The organism is Methylosinus sp. Sm6, assembly GCF_019802345.1.
Classification (GTDB): Bacteria; Pseudomonadota; Alphaproteobacteria; order Rhizobiales; family Beijerinckiaceae; genus Methylosinus.
In genome coordinates, this window is the sequence record NZ_JAINDZ010000001.1 from 217,793 (window position 1) to 241,274 (window position 23,482).

The 23,482-nt window shown below is 65.5% G+C and carries 23 protein-coding genes and 1 tRNA gene; 12 read left to right on the forward strand and 12 right to left on the reverse strand.

Annotated elements, in window-relative coordinates; translation table 11 throughout:
- Window positions 1-6: 6 nt before the first annotated feature.
- Complete coding sequence (locus K3F48_RS01040; RefSeq protein ID WP_222573543.1) at window positions 7-759, reverse strand: molybdopterin-binding protein; 753 nt, start codon at window positions 757-759, stop codon at window positions 7-9.
- Between the two features lie 186 nt (window positions 760-945).
- Here K3F48_RS01040 and K3F48_RS01045 point away from each other — a divergent pair, with 186 nt between their 5' ends.
- From K3F48_RS01045 to K3F48_RS01060, 4 genes are all read left to right on the forward strand, one after another.
- Window positions 946-1,233: a YggT family protein gene (locus tag K3F48_RS01045; protein WP_222573699.1), complete on the forward strand. Its 288-nt coding sequence runs from the start codon at window positions 946-948 to the stop codon at window positions 1,231-1,233.
- A 1-nt stretch (window position 1,234) separates the two neighbouring features.
- Entirely contained in the window at window positions 1,235-1,564 is a 330-nt protein-coding gene (locus tag K3F48_RS01050; protein WP_222573544.1) for a DUF167 family protein, read from the forward strand.
- 3 nt (window positions 1,565-1,567) lie between these two features.
- On the forward strand, window positions 1,568-2,620 hold the full coding sequence (locus K3F48_RS01055) for a MaoC family dehydratase (RefSeq protein WP_222573545.1): 1,053 nt from the start codon (window positions 1,568-1,570) through the stop codon (window positions 2,618-2,620).
- Between the two features lie 219 nt (window positions 2,621-2,839).
- Complete coding sequence (locus K3F48_RS01060; protein WP_222573546.1) at window positions 2,840-3,991, forward strand: acyltransferase; 1,152 nt, start codon at window positions 2,840-2,842, stop codon at window positions 3,989-3,991.
- Window positions 3,992-4,074: 83 nt separating this feature from the next.
- On the opposite strand, the gene K3F48_RS01065 is transcribed toward K3F48_RS01060, so the two are convergent.
- Window positions 4,075-4,509: an HIT family protein gene (locus K3F48_RS01065; protein ID WP_222573547.1), complete on the reverse strand. Its 435-nt coding sequence runs from the start codon at window positions 4,507-4,509 to the stop codon at window positions 4,075-4,077.
- A gap of 97 nt (window positions 4,510-4,606) precedes the next feature.
- Here K3F48_RS01065 and K3F48_RS01070 point away from each other — a divergent pair, with 97 nt between their 5' ends.
- A complete protein-coding gene (locus K3F48_RS01070) occupies window positions 4,607-5,017 on the forward strand; it encodes an NUDIX domain-containing protein (protein ID WP_222573548.1) in 411 nt (136 codons plus the stop codon).
- A 57-nt stretch (window positions 5,018-5,074) separates the two neighbouring features.
- Here the strand turns inward: K3F48_RS01070 and K3F48_RS01075 are convergent, their stop codons facing one another.
- Window positions 5,075-5,401 (reverse strand): type II toxin-antitoxin system YafQ family toxin, encoded by a 327-nt coding sequence (locus tag K3F48_RS01075; protein WP_255607906.1) that lies wholly within the window; start codon window positions 5,399-5,401, stop codon window positions 5,075-5,077.
- Window positions 5,379-5,660, reverse strand: coding sequence for a type II toxin-antitoxin system RelB/DinJ family antitoxin (locus K3F48_RS01080; protein WP_222573549.1), 282 nt, complete (start codon window positions 5,658-5,660; stop codon window positions 5,379-5,381). Before K3F48_RS01080 ends, K3F48_RS01075 begins: the two co-directional genes overlap by 23 nt.
- A gap of 325 nt (window positions 5,661-5,985) precedes the next feature.
- Between K3F48_RS01080 and gltB the strand changes: the two genes are divergently transcribed.
- From gltB to K3F48_RS01095, 3 genes are all read left to right on the forward strand, one after another.
- Window positions 5,986-10,644 (forward strand): glutamate synthase large subunit, encoded by a 4,659-nt coding sequence (gltB, locus tag K3F48_RS01085; RefSeq protein ID WP_222573550.1) that lies wholly within the window; start codon window positions 5,986-5,988, stop codon window positions 10,642-10,644.
- 256 nt (window positions 10,645-10,900) lie between these two features.
- Entirely contained in the window at window positions 10,901-11,212 is a 312-nt protein-coding gene (locus K3F48_RS01090) for a hypothetical protein (RefSeq protein WP_222573551.1), read from the forward strand.
- Window positions 11,213-11,331: 119 nt separating this feature from the next.
- Entirely contained in the window at window positions 11,332-12,432 is a 1,101-nt protein-coding gene (locus K3F48_RS01095) for an Mrp/NBP35 family ATP-binding protein (protein WP_222573552.1), read from the forward strand.
- A 45-nt stretch (window positions 12,433-12,477) separates the two neighbouring features.
- Here K3F48_RS01095 and K3F48_RS01100 read toward each other — a convergent pair whose 3' ends face one another.
- The gene (locus K3F48_RS01100; protein WP_370631328.1) at window positions 12,478-13,776 is read right to left on the reverse strand and encodes an OmpP1/FadL family transporter; all 1,299 of its coding nucleotides are present in this window, start codon (window positions 13,774-13,776) and stop codon (window positions 12,478-12,480) included.
- 343 nt (window positions 13,777-14,119) lie between these two features.
- On the opposite strand from K3F48_RS01100, the gene K3F48_RS01105 reads away from it, so the two are divergent.
- The 4 genes from K3F48_RS01105 to K3F48_RS01120 all read left to right on the forward strand — a co-directional run bounded on the left by K3F48_RS01105 (window position 14,120) and on the right by K3F48_RS01120 (window position 15,948).
- Window positions 14,120-14,470: a hypothetical protein gene (locus K3F48_RS01105; protein WP_222573554.1), complete on the forward strand. Its 351-nt coding sequence runs from the start codon at window positions 14,120-14,122 to the stop codon at window positions 14,468-14,470.
- A gap of 7 nt (window positions 14,471-14,477) precedes the next feature.
- Window positions 14,478-14,879, forward strand: a complete 402-nt coding sequence (locus tag K3F48_RS01110) for a hypothetical protein (protein WP_222573555.1) — start codon at window positions 14,478-14,480, stop codon at window positions 14,877-14,879.
- 96 nt (window positions 14,880-14,975) lie between these two features.
- Window positions 14,976-15,065: transfer RNA gene (locus tag K3F48_RS01115), tRNA-Ser, on the forward strand.
- Window positions 15,066-15,720: 655 nt separating this feature from the next.
- Window positions 15,721-15,948: a hypothetical protein gene (locus K3F48_RS01120; protein ID WP_222573556.1), complete on the forward strand. Its 228-nt coding sequence runs from the start codon at window positions 15,721-15,723 to the stop codon at window positions 15,946-15,948.
- A 392-nt stretch (window positions 15,949-16,340) separates the two neighbouring features.
- Here the strand turns inward: K3F48_RS01120 and K3F48_RS01125 are convergent, their stop codons facing one another.
- The 7 genes from K3F48_RS01125 to K3F48_RS01155 all read right to left on the reverse strand — a co-directional run bounded on the left by K3F48_RS01125 (window position 16,341) and on the right by K3F48_RS01155 (window position 23,451).
- Window positions 16,341-16,550 carry a hypothetical protein gene (locus K3F48_RS01125; RefSeq protein ID WP_222573557.1) on the reverse strand — a complete coding sequence of 70 codons (210 nt, stop codon included), beginning with the start codon at window positions 16,548-16,550 and terminating at the stop codon, window positions 16,341-16,343.
- A gap of 90 nt (window positions 16,551-16,640) precedes the next feature.
- Window positions 16,641-17,669, reverse strand: a complete 1,029-nt coding sequence (locus K3F48_RS01130; RefSeq protein WP_222573558.1) for a phage late control D family protein — start codon at window positions 17,667-17,669, stop codon at window positions 16,641-16,643.
- Window positions 17,662-17,880: a tail protein X gene (locus tag K3F48_RS01135; protein WP_222573559.1), complete on the reverse strand. Its 219-nt coding sequence runs from the start codon at window positions 17,878-17,880 to the stop codon at window positions 17,662-17,664. The genes K3F48_RS01130 and K3F48_RS01135 overlap by 8 nt, the downstream gene beginning before the upstream one ends.
- Window positions 17,877-18,302 carry a phage tail protein gene (locus K3F48_RS01140; RefSeq protein WP_222573560.1) on the reverse strand — a complete coding sequence of 142 codons (426 nt, stop codon included), beginning with the start codon at window positions 18,300-18,302 and terminating at the stop codon, window positions 17,877-17,879. The genes K3F48_RS01135 and K3F48_RS01140 overlap by 4 nt, the downstream gene beginning before the upstream one ends.
- Window positions 18,302-22,378 (reverse strand): hypothetical protein, encoded by a 4,077-nt coding sequence (locus K3F48_RS01145; RefSeq protein WP_222573561.1) that lies wholly within the window; start codon window positions 22,376-22,378, stop codon window positions 18,302-18,304. Before K3F48_RS01145 ends, K3F48_RS01140 begins: the two co-directional genes overlap by 1 nt.
- Before the next feature lie 101 nt (window positions 22,379-22,479).
- The gene (locus tag K3F48_RS01150) at window positions 22,480-22,851 is read right to left on the reverse strand and encodes a hypothetical protein (protein ID WP_222573562.1); all 372 of its coding nucleotides are present in this window, start codon (window positions 22,849-22,851) and stop codon (window positions 22,480-22,482) included.
- A 69-nt stretch (window positions 22,852-22,920) separates the two neighbouring features.
- Window positions 22,921-23,451: a phage major tail tube protein gene (locus K3F48_RS01155; protein WP_222573563.1), complete on the reverse strand. Its 531-nt coding sequence runs from the start codon at window positions 23,449-23,451 to the stop codon at window positions 22,921-22,923.
- Window positions 23,452-23,482 lie beyond the last annotated feature (31 nt).

The following is a 23,482-nucleotide window of genomic DNA, read 5'->3' on the forward strand; positions in this document are numbered from 1 at the left end:
GGTCCCTCAGATCAGCGTTCTGTCTCCGGCAAGGCGCGCGATCAGCGCCTGCGCTTCCTGCGTCGCCCGCTCGAGCTCGCCGGCGTCGCGGCTGCGCAGCACGATCTGATTGCGCACGCCGGCGCTCGAGAAGGAGGGATAGGAGCCGACGGTTACTTTTTCGTGCGCCTTGGCGATCGCCTCGAGATCGGCCGCGTAGCGACCCTCCGGAATGTCATGGGCGTCGAGAGTTGCGACCAGCACTTTCGCGCCTTTGGCGATATGCTCGGCCGCCGCGTCCAGCATGGCCTGCATGATGACCGGCACGCCCGCCATGACGAAAACATTGCCGATCATGAAGCCGGGCGCCTTGGAGATGGCGTTCTCGATCAGCGTCGCCCCGGCCGGGATGCGCGCCATGCGCCGGCGCGCCGGATTGAGCTCGGCGAGCGGAATGCGCTCGAGCAACATGGCGAGCGCCCGCTCGTCTTCGCCGATCGCGACGCCGAAGGCCTTGGCGACGGCGTCGGCGGTGATGTCGTCGTGAGTCGGGCCGATGCCGCCGGTGGTGAAGACATAAGTGTAGCGGTGCCGCAGCGCGTCGAGCGCGGCGACGATCTCCGCCTCGACGTCCGGCACGACGCGGATCTCGCGCAGATCGACGCCGAGCCCGGCGAGATAGCGCGCGATATAGCAAGAGTTCTGGTCCTGGGTGCGGCCAGAGAGGATTTCGTCGCCGATGACGAGCACGGCGGCGGTTATGTCGGCGTTCTGCTCCATCCGGCCGCTCCGCTGTCTTTGGGAAAGATTAGGACAGGCTGGGGCCGAACGCCAGCAGGCTGCGCGGCAACCGCCTCGCCTCGCCCCGGCGGCGCGGCGGTCGGATCCGTCCCCGCCATCCCGGGGATTGCGGCGGGGCGGCAGGAAGGCTAGACAGTCGCCAGCTCGATCGGTGGAATGCGCAAAATGCAATATGCCGTGGTCAATCTTCTCTTCACGATCATCGATCTCTATTGGTGGGTGGTCATCGCCATGGCGATCATGTCCTGGCTGATCGCCTTCGATGTGGTGAACACCCGCTCGCAGGTGGTCTATTCGCTGTGGAACGCGCTCAACGCGCTGACCGAGCCGGTGCTGCGGCCGCTCCGCAATCTGCTGCCGAGCCTCGGAGGATTGGACATTTCCCCGATCATCCTACTGCTCGCGCTGCAGTTTTTGCGCAATCTGATCGCCGGCGCGCTCGTTTCCGGGTGATATGAGCGATCCGAAAGCCTGGAGCGTCGAAGGGGAAGGGGTGGCCCTCTGGGTGCGCCTCACGCCCAAGGGCGGACGGGACGCGCTCGCCGGGGTCGAGACGCTCGCCGACGGCCGCGCCGTTCTAAAGGCGAGGGTACGCGCGGCGCCCGAGGACGGGCGCGCCAATGAGGCGCTGGTCGCGCTCATCGCCGCAGCGCTCGGCGCGCCGAAGCGGTCGGTGCAGATCGCTTCGGGCCATACGGCGCGGCTCAAGAAGCTGTTCATCGCGGGCGATCCCGCTTCCCTGGTCGCGGCGCTGGAGAAGTCCGGCGCGAAAAACGATGGTTGAGGCATGAGCAAGTCGAAGGTCGGAAACTTCTTCGAGGATTTCTCGCTGGGCCAGGTGATCCGCCACGCCGCCCCGCGCACAGTGACGTCGGGCGACGTCGCGTTCTATACGGCGCTCTATCTGCCGCGTTTCGCCGTGCAGTCGTCGGCCGCTTTCGCCACGGCGATCGGCTATCGCGAGGCGCCCATCGACGACATCCTCGTCTTTCATTTCGTGCTCGGCAAGACTGTGCCGGACGTCTCGCTGAACGCGATCGCCAATCTGGGCTACGCCGATTTCAAATTCCTCGCGCCGGTCTATCCGGGCGACACGCTGACGGCGACCTCCGAGGTGATCGGCCTCAAAGAGAACTCCAACAAGGAGACCGGCGTCGTCTATGTGCGCTCGACCGGCAAGAATCAGCATGGCGAGACCGTGCTCGACTACGCCCGCTGGGTGATGGTGAAGAAGCGCGACAAGAATGCGCCGGTTGGCCCGGAGGTCGTGCCGACGCTGCCGAAAAGCGTCGCGCCGGCCGATCTCGGCAAGGCGGTCCCGCGGATCGACGTCGCCGCCTATGACAAGGATCTCGCCGGCTCGCCCTATTTCTGGGGCGACTATGAGGTCGGCGAGAAGATCGATCATATCGACGGCATGACTGTCGAGGAGGCCGAACATCAGCTCGCGACGCGCCTCTACCAGAACAACTCCAAGGTGCATTTCAACCAATATTACGAGGCGCAGGGCCGGTTCGGAAAGCGCATCATCTATGGCGGCCATGTGATCTCGCTGGCCCGCGCGCTCTCCTTCAACGGCCTCGAGAACGCCTTCCACATCGCCGCGGTCAACGGCGGGCGCCATGTCAATCCGCTGTTCGCCGGCGGCACCGTGTTCGCGTGGTCGGAGGTGCTGGACAAGGCCGAGATTCCGGGCCGCTCCGACATCGGCGCGCTGCGCCTGCGCCTCGTCGCGGCCAAGGATCATCCTCCGGCGGATTTCCCGCTCACCGGCGCCGACGGCAAGCCGCATCCGGCGGTTCTGCTCGATCTCGATTATTGGGCGGTGATGCCGCGCTGACGAATGACGCTCGGCGTCCCCCCTTTCCCGCCCTGCGGGAAAGGGGGGACGCCGCTTTTCTCAGACAAGTCACTCTTTGTTTACGATGAAATTAGGCGTATTCGGTAATCACGTTCCGCCGCTCTCGTTGCTCGAGCGAAAAGCCTAACCTAGTCTTTCGGCGATATCAGAAAGAGCGGCGGCCCTCGACGGGCGCCGCCGAGTTTTCGAGACGCCGAAATGACTTATGTCCTCGATCGCGCCATGGAGCCCGTCATCGCCGCCGCGGCGCCGCGCGCGGCGGCGAAAGCGACGACGCGCATTCGGCTCGGCGAGCTGGACGGCGTGCGCGGCTGGGGCGCCTTTTCGGTGCTGCTCTATCACTCGACCTGGGAAATCTTCGGCCAGGCGCATCCGGGCTTCCGCAGCCCCTTCGCGGGCCTGCTCTATGGGCCGCTCGACATTTGCGTCTTCTTCGTCGTCTCCGGCGCCGCGCTCGCCGCGCCCTTCTACGCCGGCGGCGGCGCCTCCTATGTCGTCTCGGCGGCGCTGCGGCGCTATCTGCGCCTCACCATTCCGATCGTCGCCGGGGCGCTGCTCGTCTATGTCGCCTCGTTGATGGGGCTCGTCGCCAGCCATGAGGCGTCGGAGCTCGCGCCGAGCTTTCTCGCCAAGGATATTCTCGACCCCACTCTGGCGCAGGCGCTCAAATGGGCCTGCTGCAACGTCTACACCAAGCCGGACGTGCTCGGCCCGATCCTGCCCTTCATGTGGACGATGCAATGGGAGATGATCGGCTCGCTGACGCTGTTCCTGATGCTGGCCTTGCACCCGGCGATGAAGAAGCCGGAGTTCACCATGCTCGCCGCCGCCTGCTTTCTGGCGATTCCCTTTCCCTATCTCGCGGCCTTTCTGTTCGGCGCGCTGATCGGGCGTGCGCGCGTGCTCGGCCTCGACGAGAAGACGGCGGCCTTTCTCGCGGTGTTCGATCGGGCAGGGCTGAAGATCGTCGCCGGCCTCGCTCTCTACGCCATCGCCGCGGCGACTCTGGGCAAGCGCACCTCGCATATGGAGGTGGTGATCGCGCTCGCCGCCGTCGTGCTGATCACGAGCTCGCGGCCGGTCCGCGCCTTCCTCTCGGACCATCCGATCTCGCAGTTTCTGGCGCGCATCTCCTTCCCGCTCTATCTCGTCCATTACATCGTGCTCATCACCTTCACCTCCTGGCTGATCGTGTTCTGCGGCAAGACGCCGGAAGTCTGGCAGGCGTGGCTGATCGCCGCGGCGACCGTGGTCGTCTCGGTGGTCGCCGCGGTCGCCTTCGCGCCGGTGGAGGTGCTGGCGCATCGCGTCAGCCGGCGCTTCTCGACCTTCGTGTTGGAAGGAAAGTAAGAGCGAGCCTTAAAGGCTCGCGGTCCAGGGGGCGCGCTTTGGACCGCGAGCCTTAAAGGCTCGCATCGCAGCGTCTGCGCGACTCAGCCGGGGAAGGGGCCGAGCGCGGCCTTGATCTTCTCCGCATGCGCCTTCAGCTTCTCGCTGTCGGCCATGGTTCCCGGCGGGCGCAGCGCGACGCCCTCGATGCGGGGCAGAATGTGGAAATGCAGGTGGAACACCACCTGTCCGCCGGCGCTCTCGTTGAACTGCTGCAACGTCAGCCCGTCGGCCGCGAAGGCCGCTGCGGCCGCCTTCGCCACATGCTGCACGCGGGCGATCAGCGCCGCGAGCGCGTCCGGCGCAATGTCCAGAAGATTGCGGGCAGGGACCTTCGGAATGACCAGCACATGGCCGTCGGCGCGCGGCATGATGTCCATGAAGGCCAGAGCGACGTCGTCCTCATAGACCTTGTGCGAGGGGATTTCGCCGCGCAAAATCTTGGCGAACACATTTTCCGGGTCGTAAGCTGCGGCCATGGGCGGTCCCTCGCTCGCGGGCCTCTCGCCGCAGGGCGAGAGCGCGGCGCGTTCTTACGCCAGCCGGCGCGCTGTCGCAATCGGCCGAGGAGGTCCGATGCGCAAAGTCGAAAAAGCATGTCCGATCGTCATCAGAACGAGCGACGGCGGTCTGCAAGTTCTCGCTTTCGTCCACCCCACCGCAGGAAAGCAATTCGTGAAGGGGACGATCGAACTCTGCGAGTCGCCGGAGCGCGCCGCCGAGCGAGAGCTTCGGGAAGAAAGCGGACTGGCGGCGCCATCGCCCCTGAGCTATCTCGGGACCTGCGCGATCGGAGCCGAGCGCCAGCCGTGGCATTTCTTCACTTATCGCGCCGCGGGCCTGCCCGACACGTGGCGGCATGAAACGCAGGACGACCACGGCCATATTTTCACGTTCTTCTGGCATTCTCTCGACATGCCGCCGGACCACGGCTGGGATCCGATCTTTCGCGAAGCCTTCGACTTTTTCGCTCCGCTCCTATCGTGAGCATGAATGTGATTTGAATCGCTGGCGCGCTTTTCTCTCAACTCCTGCGCCGCCAACCTATTCGTCGAAAAGATCGGCGTGCGTCCCGCTTCTCACAAACACCACGATGCCCGGTTCGCCAGTGTCGTCCACCTTGTAGACGAGCAGGAAATCGCCGCCGATGTGGCATTCCCGATATCCTCCCCACTCGCCTTTCAGCGGATGGTCGAGCCATTCCGGGCCGAGTGGGCCATCATTGGCGATCAGCAGCAGCATGCCCTCTTTGAGGCGGTTCATATCGAACCGACCGGAACGCGACAGCCGCTCCCAATCTTTCAGGAAGGTTTTTGCGTAATCCACCGTGCGAGGCGGCGACGCCCGTTTACTCGCCGCGGGTTTTTTCAAGATCGGCGAACAGTTCGTCGGCGGTTGCGAAGCGGGCGCGACGAGCCGTCATGATGTCTTCGGCTTCCGTCATGGCGGCGCGCGTTTTCGCGTTCGGAACCTCGAGTTCCAGCGGAAAGCGTTGTTCCGCCACCACACGGCGCAAGAACAGGCGCACAGCGTCGGAGACGGACAGGCCCATCGCGCTCAGCGCCGCCGTCGCCCGCTCCTTGGTCTCATCGTCCACCCGGACATGCAGCATCGACGTGTGCGGGGCCATTGTCGAACTCCTGTTGGTCAAAATCGTATCTCAATTGAGATACAAATTCAAGAAGACGCGCCGGCCGCTTCCCGCGCCGGCCGAGGCCGAAGGGCGGAGGCGGCGCTCCGTCTCGGCGGGGCTTTTCTATTTCGCCCCGCCGCGGATCGCTTGTGCCGGCTGCAGAAATCTGGCAAGAATGTCGGCCGTTGATATGTCAGCCTTGCTGACCATTCTGCCTCGCGCCGGGACAGGATGGAGCGGTCGGACGAATTCGACGCGAAAAAACGGGGCGCGACGCGGCGACGCGGCCGAGCGGCCCCGATCTTGTCCGGGAGACGCCGCCATGACGATCGACGCCAGCGATCCCGCCCTGCCGAAGGCGCAGGGCCTCTATGATCCGTCCAAGGAGCACGACTCCTGCGGCGTCGGCTTCGTCGCCGATCTGCATAATCGCAAGACCCACGACATCGTCGAGATGGGTCTGCAGATTCTGCTCAATCTCGACCATCGCGGCGCCGTCGGCGCCGATCCCAAGCTCGGCGACGGCTGCGGCATTCTCGTGCAGATTCCGCATGACTTCTTCGAGGAGGAATGCGCCAAGCTCGGCTTCGCTCTGCCCGAGCCCGGCCAATATGCGATCGGCCAGTTCTTCCTCAACCGCGACGAGGGCGAGCGCGCCAAGGCGAAGGAGCTGATCGAGGCGGCGGCGGCGAGCCAGGACCTCGTCGTGCTCGGCTGGCGCGACACGCCGGTCGATTCGAGCGACCTCGGCGCGGCGGTGAAGGCGGTCGAGCCTTTTCACGGGCAGGTGTTTTTCGGCCGTGGTCCGTCGGTGACCGACGACGCCGATTTCGAACGGCGCCTCTATCTCGCGCGCAAGACCGCCTCGAACGAGATTTACGCACGCGGCGCGGTGGCGCGCGAGCATTATTCGGTGTCGGTCTCGTCGCGCACCATCGTCTACAAGGGCATGGTGCTGGTCTCGCAGCTCGGGCATTATTTCCTCGATTTGAAGGACCCGCGCTTCGTCAGCGCCATCGCGCTGGTGCATCAGCGCTTCGCCACCAACACTTTTCCGTCCTGGCGCCTCGCGCATCCCTATCGCTTCGTCGCGCATAATGGCGAGATCAACACGTTGCGCGGCAACATCAACTGGATGGCGGCGCGGCAGGCGTCTGTCGCCTCGCCTTTGTTCGGCAACGACATCGCCAAGCTGTGGCCGATCTCCTATGAGGGGCAGTCGGATACGGCTTGCTTCGACAATGCGCTCGAATTCCTCGTGCAGGGCGGCTATTCGCTCGCCCATGCGGTGATGATGCTGATCCCGGAAGCCTGGTCCGGCAATCCGCTGATGACCGAGGACCGCAAGGCCTTCTACGAATATCATGCGGCGCTGATGGAGCCGTGGGACGGGCCGGCGGCGATGGCCTTCACCGACGGCCGCCAGATCGGCGCGACGCTCGATCGCAACGGTCTGCGCCCGGCGCGCTATCTCGTCACCGAGGACGGGCTCGTGGTGATGGCGTCGGAAATGGGCGTGCTGCCGATTCCGCAGGAGAAGATCGTCCAGAAGTGGCGGCTGCAGCCGGGCAAGATGCTGCTCGTCGATCTCGAGCAGGGACGCATCGTCTCCGACGACGAGGTGAAGAAGGAGCTCGCCGCCTCTCACCCCTATAAGCAATGGCTCGAGCGCACGCAGATCGTGCTCGAGGATCTGAAGCCCGTCGAGCCGCGCGCCTCGCGCGCCGACGTCTCGCTGCTCGATCGCCAGCAGGCCTTCGGCTATTCGCAGGAGGAGCTCGACCTGCTGCTGTTCCCGATGGCGGTGACCGGGCAAGAGGCGGTCGGCTCCATGGGCACGGATACGCCGATCTCGGCGCTCTCCGACAAGCCGAAGCTGCTCTACACCTATTTCAAGCAGAATTTCGCCCAGGTCACCAATCCGCCGATCGATCCGATCCGCGAGGAATTGGTGATGAGCCTCGTCTCCTTCATCGGTCCGCGCCCCAATATTCTCGATCACGAGGGCTCGTCGAAGAAGAAGCGCCTCGAGGTGCGCCAGCCGATCCTCACCAATGAGGATTTGGAGAAGATCCGCTGCATCGGCCATGTCGAGGACAGTTTCGACACCAAGACGCTCGACGTCACCTATGACGCCAAGGCCGGCGCCGCCGGAATGCGCGAGGCGCTGATCCGCCTCGGCGAGCGCGCCGAGAAGGCGGTGAACGGCGGCTACAACATCATCATCCTGTCCGATCGCATGGTCGGGGCGGATCGCATTCCGATTCCCGCGCTGCTGGCGACGGCGGCCGTGCATCATCATCTGATCCGGCGCGGATTGCGCACCTCGGTCGGCCTCGTCGTCGAGACCGGGGAGGCGCGCGAGGTGCATCATTTCGCGCTGCTCGCCGGCTTCGGCGCCGAGGCGATCAATCCCTATCTCGCCTTCGAGACGCTCGAAGCTTCGACCGACGAGTTTCCGTCGGACGTCGACGGCCAGACGGCGATCAAGCGCTTCATCAAGGCGGTCGACAAGGGTCTGTTGAAGGTCATGTCCAAGATGGGCATCTCGACCTATCAATCCTATTGCGGCGCGCAGATCTTCGACGCCATCGGCCTCGCGCAGAGCTTCATCGACGAGTTCTTCGCCGGCACGACGACGCGCATCGAAGGCGTCGGTCTCGACGAGATCGCGTCGGAGACTGTGCGTCGACACAAGGACGCTTTCGGCGACGCGCCGATCTATCGCGACGCGCTCGATGTCGGCGGCGACTACGCCTTCCGCATTCGTGGCGAGGCGCACAGCTGGACGCCGCAGACCGTGTCGCTGCTGCAGCACGCCGTGCGCGCCAATGCGCAGGATCAATATCGCGCCTTCGCCAGAGAGCTCAACGAGCAGGACGAGAAGCTGCTCAATATCCGCGGCCTGTTCCGTATCAAGACGGCGGCGGAGGACGGGCGCGCTCCGGTTCCGCTCGAGGAGGTCGAGCCGGCGAGCGAGATCGTCAAGCGTTTCTCCACCGGCGCCATGTCCTTCGGCTCGATCTCGCGCGAGGCGCACACCACTCTCGCCATCGCGATGAATCGCATCGGCGGCAAGTCCAACACGGGCGAGGGCGGCGAGGAGCCGGAGCGCTTCAAGCCGCTGCCCAACGGCGACAGCGCGCGCAGCGCGATCAAGCAGGTGGCTTCCGGCCGCTTCGGCGTGACGGCGGAATATCTCGTCAATTCCGACATGATCCAGATCAAGATGGCGCAGGGCGCGAAGCCCGGCGAAGGCGGACAATTGCCGGGCGACAAGGTCGATGCGGTGATCGCCAAGGTGCGCCATTCGACGCCGGGCGTCGGCCTCATCTCGCCGCCGCCGCATCACGATATTTATTCGATCGAGGATTTGGCGCAGCTGATCTTCGATCTGAAGAACGTCAACCCGCGCGCCGATGTCTCCGTGAAGCTCGTCTCCGAGGTCGGCGTCGGCACGGTCGCGGCGGGCGTCTCCAAGGGCCGCGCCGATCATGTGACCATCGCCGGCTATGACGGCGGCACCGGCGCCTCGCCGCTGACGTCGATCAAGCACGCCGGCAGCCCCTGGGAGATCGGCCTCGCCGAGACGCATCAGACGCTGGTGCTGAACGGTCTGCGCTCGCGCATCGCCGTGCAGGTCGACGGCGGCCTGCGCACGGGCCGCGACGTCATCGTCGGCGCGCTGCTCGGCGCCGACGAGTTCGGCTTCGCCACCGCGCCCTTGATCGCCGCAGGCTGCGTGATGATGCGCAAATGCCATCTCAACACCTGCCCCGTGGGCGTCGCGACGCAGGACCCGGTGCTGCGCAAGCGCTTCGTCGGCCAGCCCGAGCATGTCATCAACTTCTTCTTCTTCGTCGCCGAGGAAGTGCGCGAGCTGATGGCGGAGATGGGCTATCGGCGCTTCGACGAGCTCACCGGCCAGATGCAGATGCTCGACAAGGAGAAGGCGCTCGCCCATTGGAAGGCCAAGGGGCTCGACTTCACCAAGCTGTTCCACAAGCCGGGGGGCGAGGGCGGCGCCATCCGTCACAGCGCCTTCCAGGATCATGGCCTCGACAAGGTTCTCGACAACAGGCTGATCGCCGAGGCGCGCGCCTCGATCGATCGCGGCGCCAAGGTGTCGATCGAGACGGCGATCCGCAATGTCGACCGTTCCACCGGCGCGATGCTGTCGGGCGAGGTGGCGCGCGTCTATGGCCATGTCGGCCTGCCGGAGGACACGATCGACATTCGCGCGACCGGCACGGCGGGACAGAGCTTCGGCGCCTTTCTCGCGCGCGGCGTGACGCTGCGGCTCGAGGGCGAGGCGAACGACTATGTCGGCAAGGGCCTCTCGGGCGGCAAGGTGATCGTCTATCCCTCGCGCGACGCCAAGCAGATTATTCCGGAGAAATCGATCATCGTGGGCAATACGGTGCTCTATGGCGCCATTGCCGGCGAGGCCTATTTCCGCGGGGTCGGCGGCGAGCGTTTCGCCGTGCGCAATTCCGGCGCGCTCGCGGTCGTCGAAGGCTGCGGCGATCATGGCTGCGAATATATGACCGGCGGCGTCGTCGTCGTGCTCGGGCCGACGGGGCGCAATTTCGCCGCCGGCATGTCGGGCGGCATCGCTTATGTGCTCGACGAGGACGGCGCCTTCGCCGAGCGCTGCAATCTCTCCATGGTCGATCTCGAGCCGGTGCGCGACGAGGAGATCGCGATGACGCAGGCCTATCATCAGAGCGGCGATCTCGAGCAGCACGGGCGCGTCGATGTGATGAGCGACATGACGCGCTTCGACGCCGAGCGTCTGAAGCAGCTGATCTCGAACCATCTGCGCTATACGGGCTCGACGCTGGCGCGGCGCATCCTCGACGATTGGGAGGCCTATAAGCCGAAGTTCCGCAAGGTCATGCCGGTCGAATATCGCCGCGCGCTGACCGAAATGCGCGCGCGCAGCCAGTCGGGCGAGAAGCTGAAGGCGGCGGGAGAGTGATGCGGACGCGAATGCGATCCGAGGCGTCGCCGCTCGGCGACTGAGAAGCGCTCCGTCGCTGCGCTCTTCTGGCCTCGGAGCATTCTCTCGCGCCGCCGAAGACGGTTCATTGCAGTCGGATCTGGCGAACGCGCAGGCTTCGCTCTCGACATTTTTTCTTTGCGAGCGCCGCACGGGCGCTCGTGCGTGCGTCTTGAAAACCGATCGCGCCGCCCGAGTTCGTTCCGGTCGCAACCGGCAACGAAAGGCGCAGGTCATGTCGCAGGCGTTCATCAATCTCATCATCCAGCTCATCTCCGGCGCGGTCGGCGGAGCGGGCGTCGGCAAGGCGGCCAAGAGCCTCGACCTCGGGCCGGCGGCCAACGCCATCGTCGGCGCGGTCGGCGGAGCGGGCGGCGGATCGATCCTCTCCTCGCTCATTCCGGCGATCGCCGGAACGGCGGCCAATGGCGGCTTCGATATCGCCGTCTTCGCCGGCCAGCTCGTCGGAGGCGGTGTCTCGGGCGCGATCGTCACCGCGATCGTCGGCCTCGTCCGCAACGCCATCGCCCAGCGCCAAAGGGCCTGAGCCTCGCTTTGCCCGCCTGGACGCGTCGGTCGAATATCGGCATACCGATTGCGTAGAAGATTTCCAAAGATGCCCCCTGAGCGGGGCGTCCGAGGCGGATCGTGCGAAGGGCGAAGACAGTGGCCGATGAAGCAGAAATATTGAAGGCGCTGGAGAGCGTCTCGGGACCCGGGGGCAAATCGATCGTCGCGGCGGGCCTCGTCAGCGGGATCAATGTGTCGGGCGGAAAGGTCTTCATCTCGCTGACCGGCGATCCGGCGCGCGCCAAGGAGCTCGAGGTTCTGGCGGTCGCGGTCGAAGGCGCGGTCAAGACCGTGCCGGGAGTCGAGGCGGCGATCGTCACTCTGACCGCCGAAAAGGCGCCGGCGGCGGCGGCCGCAGCTCCGCCGCCGGGGCAGGCGCCGCAGCGCCGGCCCATCGCCGCGATCGAGAAGATCAAATACATCGTCGCCGTGTCCTCGGGGAAAGGCGGCGTCGGAAAATCGACAACCTCCGCAAATCTGGCGCTCGGCCTCGCCGCGCTCGGCTGGCGCGTGGGACTGCTCGACGCCGACATATTCGGCCCCTCTGCGCCGCGCCTGTTCGGCCTCGGCGGCAAGAAGCCGGACGTCGTCGACAACAGGCTCGTTCCGCTCGAGGCCTATGGCGTGAAGGTCATGTCGATCGGCTTCCTCGTGGATGAGGATGTGCCGATGATCTGGCGCGGCCCGATGGTGGTGCAGGCGCTCGGACAGCTGCTCGGCGAGGTGGCCTGGGGCGAGCTCGACGCGCTCGTCGTCGACATGCCGCCCGGCACCGGCGACGTGCAGCTGACCATGGCGCAGCAGGTGCCGCTCGCCGGCGCCGTCGTGGTCTCGACGCCGCAGGATCTCGCGCTGATCGACGCGCGCCGCGGGGTCGCCATGTTCCAGCGCGTCGAGACGCCGATCCTCGGCATCGTCGAGAATATGAGCTATTTCCTGTGCCCGCATTGCGGCGGACGCACCGACATCTTCTCCCATGGCGGCGCGCGGCAGGATGCGGAGGCGCTCGGCGTGCCCTTCCTCGGCGAGGTGCCGCTCGATCTTGCGATCCGCCAGACATCGGATGCGGGAACGCCGGTCGTCGCCAGCGATCCTCAGGGCAAGTTCGCGGCGATCTATATCGAGCTCGCCGAAAAGGTGAAGGCGGCGCTGGAGACGCGCACGCGCCGCGCGCCCCCCAAAATCGTCATCGGCTGAGGCGAAAGGCTCGCGGCCCCGCCCGGGGTCCGCGAGCGCTTGTCTTCACAGGCGCTGCAGATTCGGAAGGAAGGAGTGGTCGCCGGGATCGAACTTATAGGTCCAGCCGATCGTGAACTCGAGGCCGCGCAGCCACAGATTGATCGTCGCATTCGGGTTATAGGCGCCGAAAGGATTTTGCGCCGACTGCGGCAGCGCCTCGAGGCCGCTCACATTGTTCTTGAAGGCGTAGACCGCCGCGAAGTCGATCGTCGAATTCTTGGTGACCGCATAGCTGAAGCCGCCGCTGACGTGATGCGCGTTGACGACGGGCGACAGCACATTGAAGGCGACGGCGCGCGACGGCACGGGATTGGTGGCGTAATGATAGCCGGCGCGCAGGGCGAGAGCTGGCGTCGCGCGCCATTCGACGCCGAACGACGCCGAATTCGTGTCCTGCCAATCGAAGCCCGGACTGTTCGGCGAGCCGAGCGAGTTGAACCGCAGCGGAAAGCTCGCATTGTGGAGCGCCGGCACGCCCGAGTAGAAAATATGCCGCCAGTCGGCCATCACGGTGAGGTCGGGCGTGACGTCATAAGCGAGGCCGGCGATGATGGACGCCGGAATGTCGAAACGTCCGCCATCGGCGAAGAGGCCGGAGAACTTACGGAACGAGGTCATATACATGGGGGTCGAGGCCGCGACGCCGACACGAAATTGCTCGGTGACCCGATATTGCAGACCGGCCCGGATGCCGCCGCCGACCGACCAGTCATAGCCGTTGTCGGAAATATGGTCGGGGGAGGCGGAATAGGGCCCGAAGTTCTTCAGCCCCTGAACGTTGAGCATCTGCACCGCGAGCGTCGGGGCGACGCCGATCGACAGCGCCCCGAATTTGCGCGCATAGCCGACCGTGGTGAACATCTGCTCGAGGTCGACCCCGGCGAAGCCGCCGCCGTACGGCCCGCCGTGCGGGGGACGGTAATGGCCGAAATCATAGGACGTGTTGATGCCGCCATTGGCGTAGGAGGCCGTGCCCCAGGCGGAATCGGCGTCGATCGGCGCCGAAAAGGCGTTGTTGGGAATGGGGAACAGCGGACGGCCGCTGCGCACGTCCCCCGGCGCGACCACGTGAGGCTGGCCGGTGGTGGAATAGCCGCGATCGATCAGCAGGGCGGTCATGCCGAGCTGCATCTGCCGCTCGAGATCGACGAGGCCGGCCGGATTGATCGAGAGCGACATGGCGTCGCGCGAATCGGCGACGCCGGCGCCGCCGAGCGCCTTCTGCCGTGCGCCATATCCGATCAGGAAATAGCCGTCCGCGGCCAGAGCCGGCGCGCACAGGGCGCACAGAGCCGCGCTCACGGACAAGAGTCCACGTCGAGAAAATCCGGCCATCGTCGAGTCGCCCCGCCTCTTCGTTCCGTCGCCGCGCATAAGCTCGAGGATCAGAAGCGCAACGGCTCTCGCTGGTCTGCGGCTCATCGATTCGGATCCCCGCAGCAAACTAGCAGAGGCGTCGGCGGACGGCAGTCCTCGGCGACCGCATCGAGGCGATATTTTTCCGCTCTGTAACGTATTTGCAACAGTTCGCGCGCGCGGAGGCGCGAAGCTCGCGCGAAACTCGAGCTTGTGAAATTCCGGCGGTGGGCGCATGTTCGCCGATGCTCCAGAAATCGTCTGGCGGAGACGGAACGCGGAGAGTCTGATGGCGCATCCTTTTGTGAGAACGGCTTTTTTCATGACGCTCGCGGCAATCCTCTGGGCTCGGCCCGCTATCGCCGAGGAGAGTCTTGCGACCCTGAAGTCCCCGGCCGAGGGCGAGACCTTGGCCGTCGGCAAGACCTATAAGGTCGACTATGAAGTGAAGGCGGGGACTAAGGCGCATCACGTGCATCTTTTCGTCGATGGCGACGAGGTCGCGACCGCGCACAAGCTCGTCGGCAGCTTTCCGCTGGGCCCTCTGAAAGCCGGCGTCAGGAAGGTCTGCGTCGCGCCGGTCAACAAGAACCACACGCCGATCGGCGCAAAGAGCTGCGTGACCGTGTCGGTCGAGTAGCGTCGACATGCAGCTCGATAACGCGCTCTACGCCTTGGTCCAGATCGCGCATAATTTCGGCGCTCTGGCGGCGGTCGGCCTGCCGCTCGCCGCGTTGCGCGGGGCGGACGACGCCGCCTGGCCGCGAAAGACCTATCTGTTCACGAGCGTCGCCTGGATCGTGCAGATTGCGAGCGGCGTCGGCTTTGGCCTCGTGAGCTGTTTCGTGGTCGGCGAAACGCCGCAGATCAGCGGCCTCGCCTTCGATGCGCTGGTGGTGAAGATCGCTTGCGCGGCGCTGTCGATCGGCCTGACCGGCCTCCTTTTAGGCAAGCGCGGATTCGTGTCGGACAGGACGGGGCTGACCGTGCTCGGCGGATTGGGAGCCACGGCGCTGTTCAGCGCGGCGATTCTGCGCTGGTTCTCCTGACCCCGCGGCCGCTCCGCGACAGGCGCGTCCGCGCTCGGGTTGACGCGATGATCGGCGCGGCCCTACACAAGGCTGCGGGCGCCGGCCCGCCGCCGGGGAAGGGTGGCCGAGTGGTTTAAGGCAGCGGTCTTGAAAACCGCCGTGGGCGCAAGTTCACCGTGGGTTCGAATCCCACCTCTTCCGCCAAAATCAATGACTTATGCGCGTCCTTACGGTCGCGCATAGGGCGCATGAGGCGAGAACGGAAGCGGTTCGCCTAGACACGAAAGTCGGCACAATCTGTTCACCGCTTGGGCTAACGTCCAACGCGGCCAAGCGGTGCGAGATCGACGAAATAGGCCCCGCAAGGGCGGCTCATATCATGCGCCCGATCGCAGTCGGCCACTTCTCTGAGCACATCGGGAAGAGCGGCATCGGAGCCGAAGCGCTCGATGAGCGACGCACGGCGATATTGGCCCTTCCGTCCACAGCGTTCGCAGACGATGCGCAACGAATCGAACCGGCATGAGCGAAGAGTGAGCGCCGCTGTCATTGGCATAAAGCTACGGTTGTTCGCGGCCAAAGCCAAATCCGCTGCGCGACCGCCACCAAAATGCAAATTTATTTGCGTTTTCGCTTGACTAAATGCCAAATAATGTGCATTATGCAAGGGCGTTGAGGGGGCGGGATGGTCCCGCCCCGACGCAGAGGGAACGAAGATGAAGCTGCAAATCTTCGCTTTGTTCCTTCAGGTCGCCACCCTGGTGATGCTCTTCGTGAACATCATCCACCACTGGTGATCTGAGGGCCGCCGCCCCGACTGACCCTCGGGGCGGCGAGTCCTTCAAATAAGGAGAGGGCAATGACGGCGCAAGAGTTTCTGCACTGGATGGAAGCGGTTGGCGCGCGTTTTGCGGCCGACATTGTCGAGCGCATCGGCGTCAACCGCAACACCGCGCAGGAATGGCTCGCGCTCGCCAAGGATGGGCGAGACGTGTCGATCAAGCGCAGCATCGCCCTCGCCATGTCGGCCTCCGCCGCCGGGCTCTCGCCATGGGGAGAGGCCGAAAAGGAAGGAGAAGGATCATGACGCAACGCACGCTATGGGCAGCGCAGGCAGCGCTCGGTCTCGCAATCCTCGGGCTGGTCGCCGCCTCGATCTGGCGCGGCTGGCTCTAAAAAAAGAAAAGCCCCGCCGGCGGGACCGGCGGGGCCATTCGACCTAATGCCTGCGCTGCCTGCGGGCGAATTTCTGTTCCCTTTCGAGGAAAGATATTCGCGCGAGCCGCAGAAAATACTCTGCCATTGGATCGATGACACGAGCCTCCGATATAAGATAGTCGATCATACTTATGATAGACATTATTTCGTCGGAATTTACTGCATTTTGCTTGATCGATTTTCCCCGCCGCTTGGTGAGCATTTGATTGCCTCAAATGTTGACGTTTACGCCAACAATCGGGCCACCATCTCCGCTCTACGTCAAAACCATCGCCCGACGCATTCCGCGAGCTCGCGCTCGAGCATCGCGATCTCGATGTCGATCATTTGGCGAGCGAGCGGCGGCCAGCTCTCCATGCGCGCCAGGCGCCGTCGGGTCCGCCAATCATCGAGAGATTGATGCAGCCGGACGACGTAGAGACCGCGCGCCTCGGCCGTCTCCGGCCGATCCCTCCATTCGTCTCTCGCCATCGTTCCGGACTCCACACAATTATCGCGCGCCAGCGCGGAACAGGCGGCGGCGAGCCCCGATGCGATCGGAGCGGGCGGCTACGTCGAGCCCTATCTCTCATCCGCCCCCGCCGTCCCACTCGGCTCTTCGACATCGCATTCGGTCAGCCATCCGGCCGCGCGCGTGAGCGTGTGCGTGACCGAAGCGATGCGGTATGTTCCATCGATTCCCGGCCGAACGCCGGCGACGACGAGCGGCGCCTGCGGCTGCGCGGCCGGGTCGCCGTCGACCACCACCCAGCCGCCACCCTTGCCGCGCGCAATCTCCCGCGCATTGGCGGCGGCGCGGGCGCGCGCCTGGGCGTAATTCGGCGCCCGCTGGACGTCGACATGTGCGGCCGGCGCCGAGGCGTCTCCTGTGCCGACCTCGACGTTTTCGAATTTGCCAGTTTTCGGATTGAAGAGCCCGACGACGGCCTTCCCGAATCGCGGGCGGCTCTGCGTCGGCGCCAAGTCCCATTCGACGAGGTTCCTGCCCCATTCCGCCGTCACCGTCGCCAGCGCGCGCCCGCTGACCGAGGCGCCGCCATTGCGCGGGACGAACACCGCTCGCGTGCCGTAGAGCTTGAAGGTCGCGCCGATTTCAGCGGCGATGCGCTTGCCCCAAGCAGCGAATGATTCGTTCTGGAGGCCCCACCAATCGCGATGAAGGCCGGCGAGCGACGGATCAATCTTGACGGCAATGCCGGCCTTCGCTCCGAACTTCTGCGCCGCCTGCTCGAAAGTGGAGTCGTCGACGTGCCCTTGCTGCTTTTCTTTCACGGACGAGAGAAAATCCGTCCCCGTCGCCGTGAGCGCCAGCAGCCGGCCGGCGCTACGCCCGCCCCGGCTGCGCGGCTCATCGGTCTTTCCGGTGAAATTCAGCGCCTGGCCGCCGCCGCTCCATGAGAGCGACGCCGACAGGCTCGCGCCAACGCGCGGCAGCCGCAGATGGCCGAGGCTATCGTCGAGCAGGATCTCCAGCGTGTCGCTCTGCCCGCCGTCATAGAGACGCAGCGTTAGCGCCTCCAGATAGGGCGTGAATCGGCGGGTTACCTCGGTTCCGTCGACCGACATCGAATAGACGGCCTCTTCAGTCATAGAGGCTCGTCACAGCTGCAGCAGTCGAGGCCGCCGGCGGGACCTGCACCTGCACGACGGTTCCGATCGGCAGGATGGCGCCGAGCGCGGCGAGGCCTGGATTGCGCGCCAGCGTGTCCTCCACGAGGCCCTTCACCTCGCGGCGATAGCGCCGCCACAGCAGCAGGTCGAGCGTCGTGTGCGCCGTCTCGACGGTGAGCATGTCGATCATCCGATCAGCCCGTAAATCGTCGTGAGCGCGGCCTGCTGCGACGGCCGTTGATCGCTCTTTGTCAAAAACAAATTGAAGGCTATCTTCCGCCCGATTCCGGCGGTGTCGAGATAGTCGTGAGTCTCCACCATCCGCTCGAGCAGATACCAGCCCATATCGACGCCATCGCCGCGCAGCAGCTTTTGCAGCTCGCCGCCGCGCGCCATCTCTCGCAGATCGTCGAGCGTGCCGATTCCGCCGAATTTATGCGGCCACAGCGTCCCTGTGAGCAATATGCGATCGTCCGCCTCGCCCATCTTCTCGCGCGGCTTCAGGGCGCCGACGATCGCCTTTGACGCGAAGTCGTGACCCGTCTCGCGATGCACGCTATCGACATTGACCGGGGTGACCTCGAATGTCACGATTCCGAGCTGATAGAGCATCACCAGTCACCTTGCCCGCCGCCGGTGGAGTAGCCGCCGCGGCGGATTTGGTCGAAGGACTGCATCGAGACATGGCCGGATTGCGTCGCCCGGCCGCCGGATGAGGCGCCGCCGCCGATATTGTGCAGGCGCTCGCGCAACCGGATCGATTCACGCAAGGCGTCATTGAGCGCGTGTATCTCCGATATGTCGGCGCGCGCCTTGATCGGCGAGCCCCACGCGCCTCTCGCGCCGCGCATGTCGCCGAGCGCGCCATCGATCTCCCCGTCGCCGTCGCCGCCGCGCATCGACAGGCGCGGCGGTGGCGCCATGATCTCTTGCATCATCTGCGCCGAGGTGCGCACCTTCGATGCCGCCTCTCGGGCCGTCTTCGGACTGCCGAACAGATAATTGGCCAGCCCGCGCTGATCGAGCGGCGGCGGGACCGGCGCCGGCGCGTCCTTGGCGATGACGCCGTTCGCCTTCAGCGCCTCATGCGCGACGCCCGCGTCATTGACCTCGAAATGTCCCGCATCCGGACTGCGGAAATTGGCGCCGCTGCGCAGTCCCCATTTCGCCGCCAGCCGATTCTCCGTCTCCACAGGCAGCGTCACGCCGCCGGCGCGGATGTTGCGGCCCACCTGGTTGATGTCGATCGCGCGGCCGATCGGATGATAGGAGGCATTGCCCGGCCGCACGCCGAGCCCGCCGCTGTTGGGCCCGACGACGCCGCCCGCCGCCTCGTAATCGTCGAGGAATCCGCTGAAGTTCGCGGCATAGCGCGCGTCGACGGTGAGCTTGCGCCCGCCCTTGGTCACGATCGTCGTTGTTCCCTCCTGCACGGGCTGCGTCCCCGCCGGCGCCGGCGCATCGCTGGCCAGCCGTCCGCGATAGGCCGGGCGCCAGCCCTCATGTTCACGCATGATGTCGAGCATATGCTCACGCTGCTCCGGCGCGAGATCGGCGAGCCGCGCCTCGGGCCCGACGCCAAGCCCCTGCGTCACGCGCCGGACATAGGCGCCGGTGTCGTTCTCCGATGCCGGCGCATATTTGCCGAGCGCCTCGCGGATCGAGAGCCCGGCATATTGCGGGCTGTCGAACAAGAGGCTGCGCTGCGCCGCGCGCCCCGTCGCCTCGTCCGGAAAGACGGCAAAACCTTTTTCGTCCGCACCCGTCGCGCCGTGAGCGGCGGCGAACGCGCCATGGCGCAGATTGCCCGGATTGTTGTTGCGCCAGGAGCGCGACGAGCCGCCGAAGCCGGGAATATCGTTCGGCGAGAAAGAGCCAGCGAGGCTCGGCTCGCGCGCCAGCGCGGCGATCTGTTTGCCGGTGGGAAGTTTCGGGCGCGCGGCCTCGCTGCGCCGGATATCCTCCGCGGTGATTCCGCCCGCGCCGATATGCGCATGACGCAGCAGCGCATTGCGGCCATGGCCGGGGCGAAAGCGCAGCCCATCGGGGAGGGTGGCGGCATGGGCGCCGGAGACGCCGAAGAACTTCTCGAGCCCGTCCGCGCCCTTTTTGAAAAAGTCCTCCCAGAAGATCGACGACTCCTTCTTCGCGCCGGACATCGCTTTTTCATCGACCGGCGGGCGCCATCCCTCATGCTCGCGCAGGATGTCGAGCATTTTCTCGCGCTGCTCCGGCGCGAGATCGGCGAGCCGCGCCTCGGGCCCGACGCCAAGCCCCTGCGTCACGCGCCGGACATAGGCGCCGGTGTCGTTCTCCGATGCCGGCGCATATTTGCCGAGCGCCTCGCGGATCGAGAGCCCGGCATATTGCGGGCTGTCGAACAGCAGCGCGCGCTGCGCCGAGCGGCCCGTCGCCTCGTCCGGAAAGACGGCGAAGCCTTTTTCATCCGCGCCCGTCGCGCCGTGAGCGGCCGCGAACGCGCCATGGCGCAGATTGCCCGGATTGTTGTTGCGCCAGGATCGTGAGCCGCCGAAGCCGGGAATATCGCTCGGCGAGAAACGTCCTGCGAGGCTCGGATCGCGCGCCAGCGCGGCGATCTGCTTGCCGGTGAGCTTCGGCAGCGTCGGGCGCGCGGCCTCTATGCGCCGGATATCCTCGACGCGAAAGCGCAGCCCCTCGGGGAGCGTGCCGGCGCGCGCGCCGGAGACGCCGAAGGTCTTGCTGAAGCCGTCCCATGCTTTTCTCCAGAAGTCGCCCCAGAAGTCGGAGGACTCGCTCTTCTGATCCTTGGCGTCCTTCGCCGGCTCCTGCTTGCCTTCGGCGGGGCTCGGCGCCGCCGCCGCGCCGGCGGGCGCATCAGCGCCGCTGCGCCGCATGTAAGCGCCGCGGCCGTGGCCCTCTGTGGGAGCAGCGGGCTCGCTCCCATGCTCCTTCTTCTCCCCGTCTTCTGCTTTCCGATCATCCTCCGGAGAGCTCCACCAGGGCAAAGAGATTCCGTGCTCGCGCCACCATTTATGCGCTTTGCGCTCGATCTTGGACTCGCTGTGATCGTCGGCGAGCACACGCAAAAACGCGGCGAGCTGATGCAGCGTCCCGGCGATCGGCGCCCAGCGCAAAGCCGCCGCGGCGAGATCGTCGAACGCCGCCGACAATTCTTTCAGAACCGCCTTCGGGTCGCCCTTCTGCGTCTTCACCGCCTCGTCGAGATCCGGAGCCGACAAATACAGCTGCCGATGCGCCGCGAGCGTCTGCTCCTGCTGGATCAGGATGCGGCCGAGGTTCGCCGCCGTCGATGGCAGGATCTTATTGAGCAGCGCGACCTGCTCCGACAATGTCTTGTCGCCGTGGCGCTCGGCCGCCGGCTTGAAGACCTCCCTGAACCAGCGGCCCGGATCGGAGGCGAGCAGATCGTCGCCCTTCACCTTGCCGGTGTAGCCCATGATCTCGTCAGAGCCCTTGGCGCGACGAATCTTGCTCGGCTCGGTGAGCAAGCCCATTTCATTGAGCAGTTGCACCGGCAAATGATTACGCTGCAGGCCGCCACGTAACTTCCTGACCAGCATCGACAGCGCATCGCCGGCGCTGGAGCCGTGCATCTCCTGAATGAGCGACGGCAGCGTCGTGTTCAAAAACTCATCGGACAGCGTCGCGCCGGCGGATTTCGAATATTTCGCCGCCTCATAGACCTGCTCCGTGGTGATGGTCTTTCCCATCACCTGCATGGCCTTGACCTGGCCTTCGAGATAGCTGCGGAACCGCTTCGGATCATTCATCAGGCCGAGCGATTCTGCACCCTTCACGATGTCGGCGAGGTTGGCGTTGTCGACGCCCATGCCCTTCAGCACGCTCGCGGCCTGCGCGAGCGGCTTGACCAGATCGAACATCTCCTCCGGGTGCTGGACGGCCGAGCGACCTTCCTTGAACAGCTCCAGCACTTCCGAGCCGCTGAGCGTCAGGCCGCCGCCGGCGATCTCCTTCGCCCGCGCCTCGGCCCGCGCCAGCTCCGTCTCACGCATGCCGGCGAGCTTGGCGCCTGTGACGACATGCTGGCGCTCCGCCGCCGCCTCCGTCGCCTTGCGCAAAACCTCATAGGCGGCGAATCCGCCGGCGAGCGGCATGACATGCCCGGCCTTGCCGGCGAGCGCGCCGAGCGCCGCCGACGCTGTCGGCGAGAGCAGTCCGGCTCGGACCTCGGCCGCCGTGCTCATGCCTTCGATCATGCGCTTGCCGGCGGCGATATTCTGCGCGTGCGGACCGCCGATCGCCGACATGCCGGGAATGAGGCCGACGCCGGCGGCGCCGCCGAGGGCGCGTTGCGCCGCGAGGTCGCGATGAAACGCGGTCTGCTCGCGCTTCACTTCGCGCAGCGCGGCGAGCTGCGCGCGTTCCCACGCCCGCACATCGGCGATCTGCTGCTTGGTCCATTTGGCGGCGTCGTCGGCGAGACCCTGCGCCTTGGCGAAATCCTTCCACGCCGCCGCGACCGCCTCGATATCCTTCGCCGAGAGCTTCAGCCCGGCGAGCGATTTCACGAAGCGGTCGCTGGCCTTCGTCTCCGCCATGCCTTTGGCGGCGGCCTTGGCGGCGCGCTCGGCGTCTTTCAGCGCCTGCGCGACTGTGCGCGCAGGCTTGGAGACATCGTCGATCAGCTTGACGCTGAGCGTCGAAGTCAGGCTCGTTCCGGCCATTTATTTCTCTCCCCTCAGCGCCAGCGCCTCGCGCAGCTCGGCGATGAAATCATCCCATGGCATGGCCATGATCTCGGCCATGCTCCACCCGATCTCGCGCTTCACGATTGCGCGATAGTGTCGCCAACCTGCGGTTCCGAAGCGATCTCCGTCACGCCCCGGAACCGGCGGGGCAAAAAATCGACGGCGGCCTTGTCGATCACGTCACGATCGTCGCTATCGAGTCCGTCGAGCACTGCATCGGGGATGTGCGCGCCGTCATCGTCGCGAAACAGCGGGAATCGAATTTCGTCCTTGCCGACGATCGACTCGATAAAATCAGCGACCTCCCGCACCGTCATGCGCTGCAGATGGATGCGCGTGTAGGTCCGGCCCTCATAGGCAACCGGATAGTCGAGTTCGATCGTCTTGCGCCGGGCCGCGGCGTCGACGAACTGCGGTGCGCTCGGCGGCTCGGCCGCTGTTTCCCTCATAGTTGTTTCGCTCGTCATCTCATGTCCTCGCAAAAGAAACGGCGCGCCATATGGCGCGCCGAGATCAGGTCAGATGCGCAGGATGGCGTTTTCGGCGCTGCGCGTGTCGACGCCATTGACGCGCCAACGCGGCGGGCTGAACTCATAGCCCCAGATTTCCCGGCGATCGTGGATCAGAGAGAATGACATGATCTCGCTGATCATATGATCCTGCTCGCTCGGCCGCTCGCGCGTGAACTCGCTCTCTTCGACCGATGTGATGCGCCCGCGCACCACCAGCTTGCGCTCGATCGCCGCGCCGGTGAGCTTGTCGCGCACGACGCCGTAGAGCGTGTAATATTGCAGGCCGCTGTCGCCGAAGCGGAACAGCCCCATCGTCTGCGGATCGATGCCGATCAACTTGAAGGAAACCTCGGGCGCCTCGAGAATTCCCATGCCGAGCTTGATCTGCCCAGCGCCGCCGCCAGGCGAATGCGTGTGCGTGACCTCCTTCGCCGCGACGATCTTGATGTTCGTCAAGCTGAGATGCTTCGAGTTATTCGGGCCATTGTCGCCCGCATAGAGATTGGCCTCCTGCCAGATCAGCAAGCTACCGGACATAGTGAGTCTCCGATGTGAGGGGTGGAGCGCC

Bases quoted from the DNA above. Each gene is read 5' to 3' on its own strand.
- K3F48_RS01150 (WP_222573562.1), bottom strand. From the start codon at position 22,851: ATGAGGGAAACAGCGGCCGAGCCGCCGAGCGCACCGCAGTTCGTCGAC.
- K3F48_RS01040 (WP_222573543.1), bottom strand. From the start codon at position 759: ATGGAGCAGAACGCCGACATAACCGCCGCCGTGCTCGTCATCGGCGAC.
- K3F48_RS01045 (WP_222573699.1), top strand. From the start codon at position 946: ATGCAATATGCCGTGGTCAATCTTCTCTTCACGATCATCGATCTCTAT.
- K3F48_RS01135 (WP_222573559.1), bottom strand. From the start codon at position 17,880: ATGATCGACATGCTCACCGTCGAGACGGCGCACACGACGCTCGACCTG.
- K3F48_RS01145 (WP_222573561.1), bottom strand. From the start codon at position 22,378: ATGGCCGGAACGAGCCTGACTTCGACGCTCAGCGTCAAGCTGATCGAC.
- K3F48_RS01060 (WP_222573546.1), top strand. From the start codon at position 2,840: ATGACTTATGTCCTCGATCGCGCCATGGAGCCCGTCATCGCCGCCGCG.
- K3F48_RS01055 (WP_222573545.1), top strand. From the start codon at position 1,568: ATGAGCAAGTCGAAGGTCGGAAACTTCTTCGAGGATTTCTCGCTGGGC.
- K3F48_RS01130 (WP_222573558.1), bottom strand. From the start codon at position 17,669: ATGACTGAAGAGGCCGTCTATTCGATGTCGGTCGACGGAACCGAGGTA.
- gltB (WP_222573550.1), top strand. From the start codon at position 5,986: ATGACGATCGACGCCAGCGATCCCGCCCTGCCGAAGGCGCAGGGCCTC.
- K3F48_RS01110 (WP_222573555.1), top strand. From the start codon at position 14,478: ATGCAGCTCGATAACGCGCTCTACGCCTTGGTCCAGATCGCGCATAAT.
- K3F48_RS01050 (WP_222573544.1), top strand. From the start codon at position 1,235: ATGAGCGATCCGAAAGCCTGGAGCGTCGAAGGGGAAGGGGTGGCCCTC.
- K3F48_RS01080 (WP_222573549.1), bottom strand. From the start codon at position 5,660: ATGGCCCCGCACACGTCGATGCTGCATGTCCGGGTGGACGATGAGACC.
- K3F48_RS01120 (WP_222573556.1), top strand. From the start codon at position 15,721: ATGACGGCGCAAGAGTTTCTGCACTGGATGGAAGCGGTTGGCGCGCGT.
- K3F48_RS01105 (WP_222573554.1), top strand. From the start codon at position 14,120: ATGGCGCATCCTTTTGTGAGAACGGCTTTTTTCATGACGCTCGCGGCA.
- K3F48_RS01125 (WP_222573557.1), bottom strand. From the start codon at position 16,550: ATGGCGAGAGACGAATGGAGGGATCGGCCGGAGACGGCCGAGGCGCGC.
- K3F48_RS01090 (WP_222573551.1), top strand. From the start codon at position 10,901: ATGTCGCAGGCGTTCATCAATCTCATCATCCAGCTCATCTCCGGCGCG.
- K3F48_RS01070 (WP_222573548.1), top strand. From the start codon at position 4,607: ATGCGCAAAGTCGAAAAAGCATGTCCGATCGTCATCAGAACGAGCGAC.
- K3F48_RS01065 (WP_222573547.1), bottom strand. From the start codon at position 4,509: ATGGCCGCAGCTTACGACCCGGAAAATGTGTTCGCCAAGATTTTGCGC.
- K3F48_RS01155 (WP_222573563.1), bottom strand. From the start codon at position 23,451: ATGTCCGGTAGCTTGCTGATCTGGCAGGAGGCCAATCTCTATGCGGGC.
- K3F48_RS01140 (WP_222573560.1), bottom strand. From the start codon at position 18,302: ATGCTCTATCAGCTCGGAATCGTGACATTCGAGGTCACCCCGGTCAAT.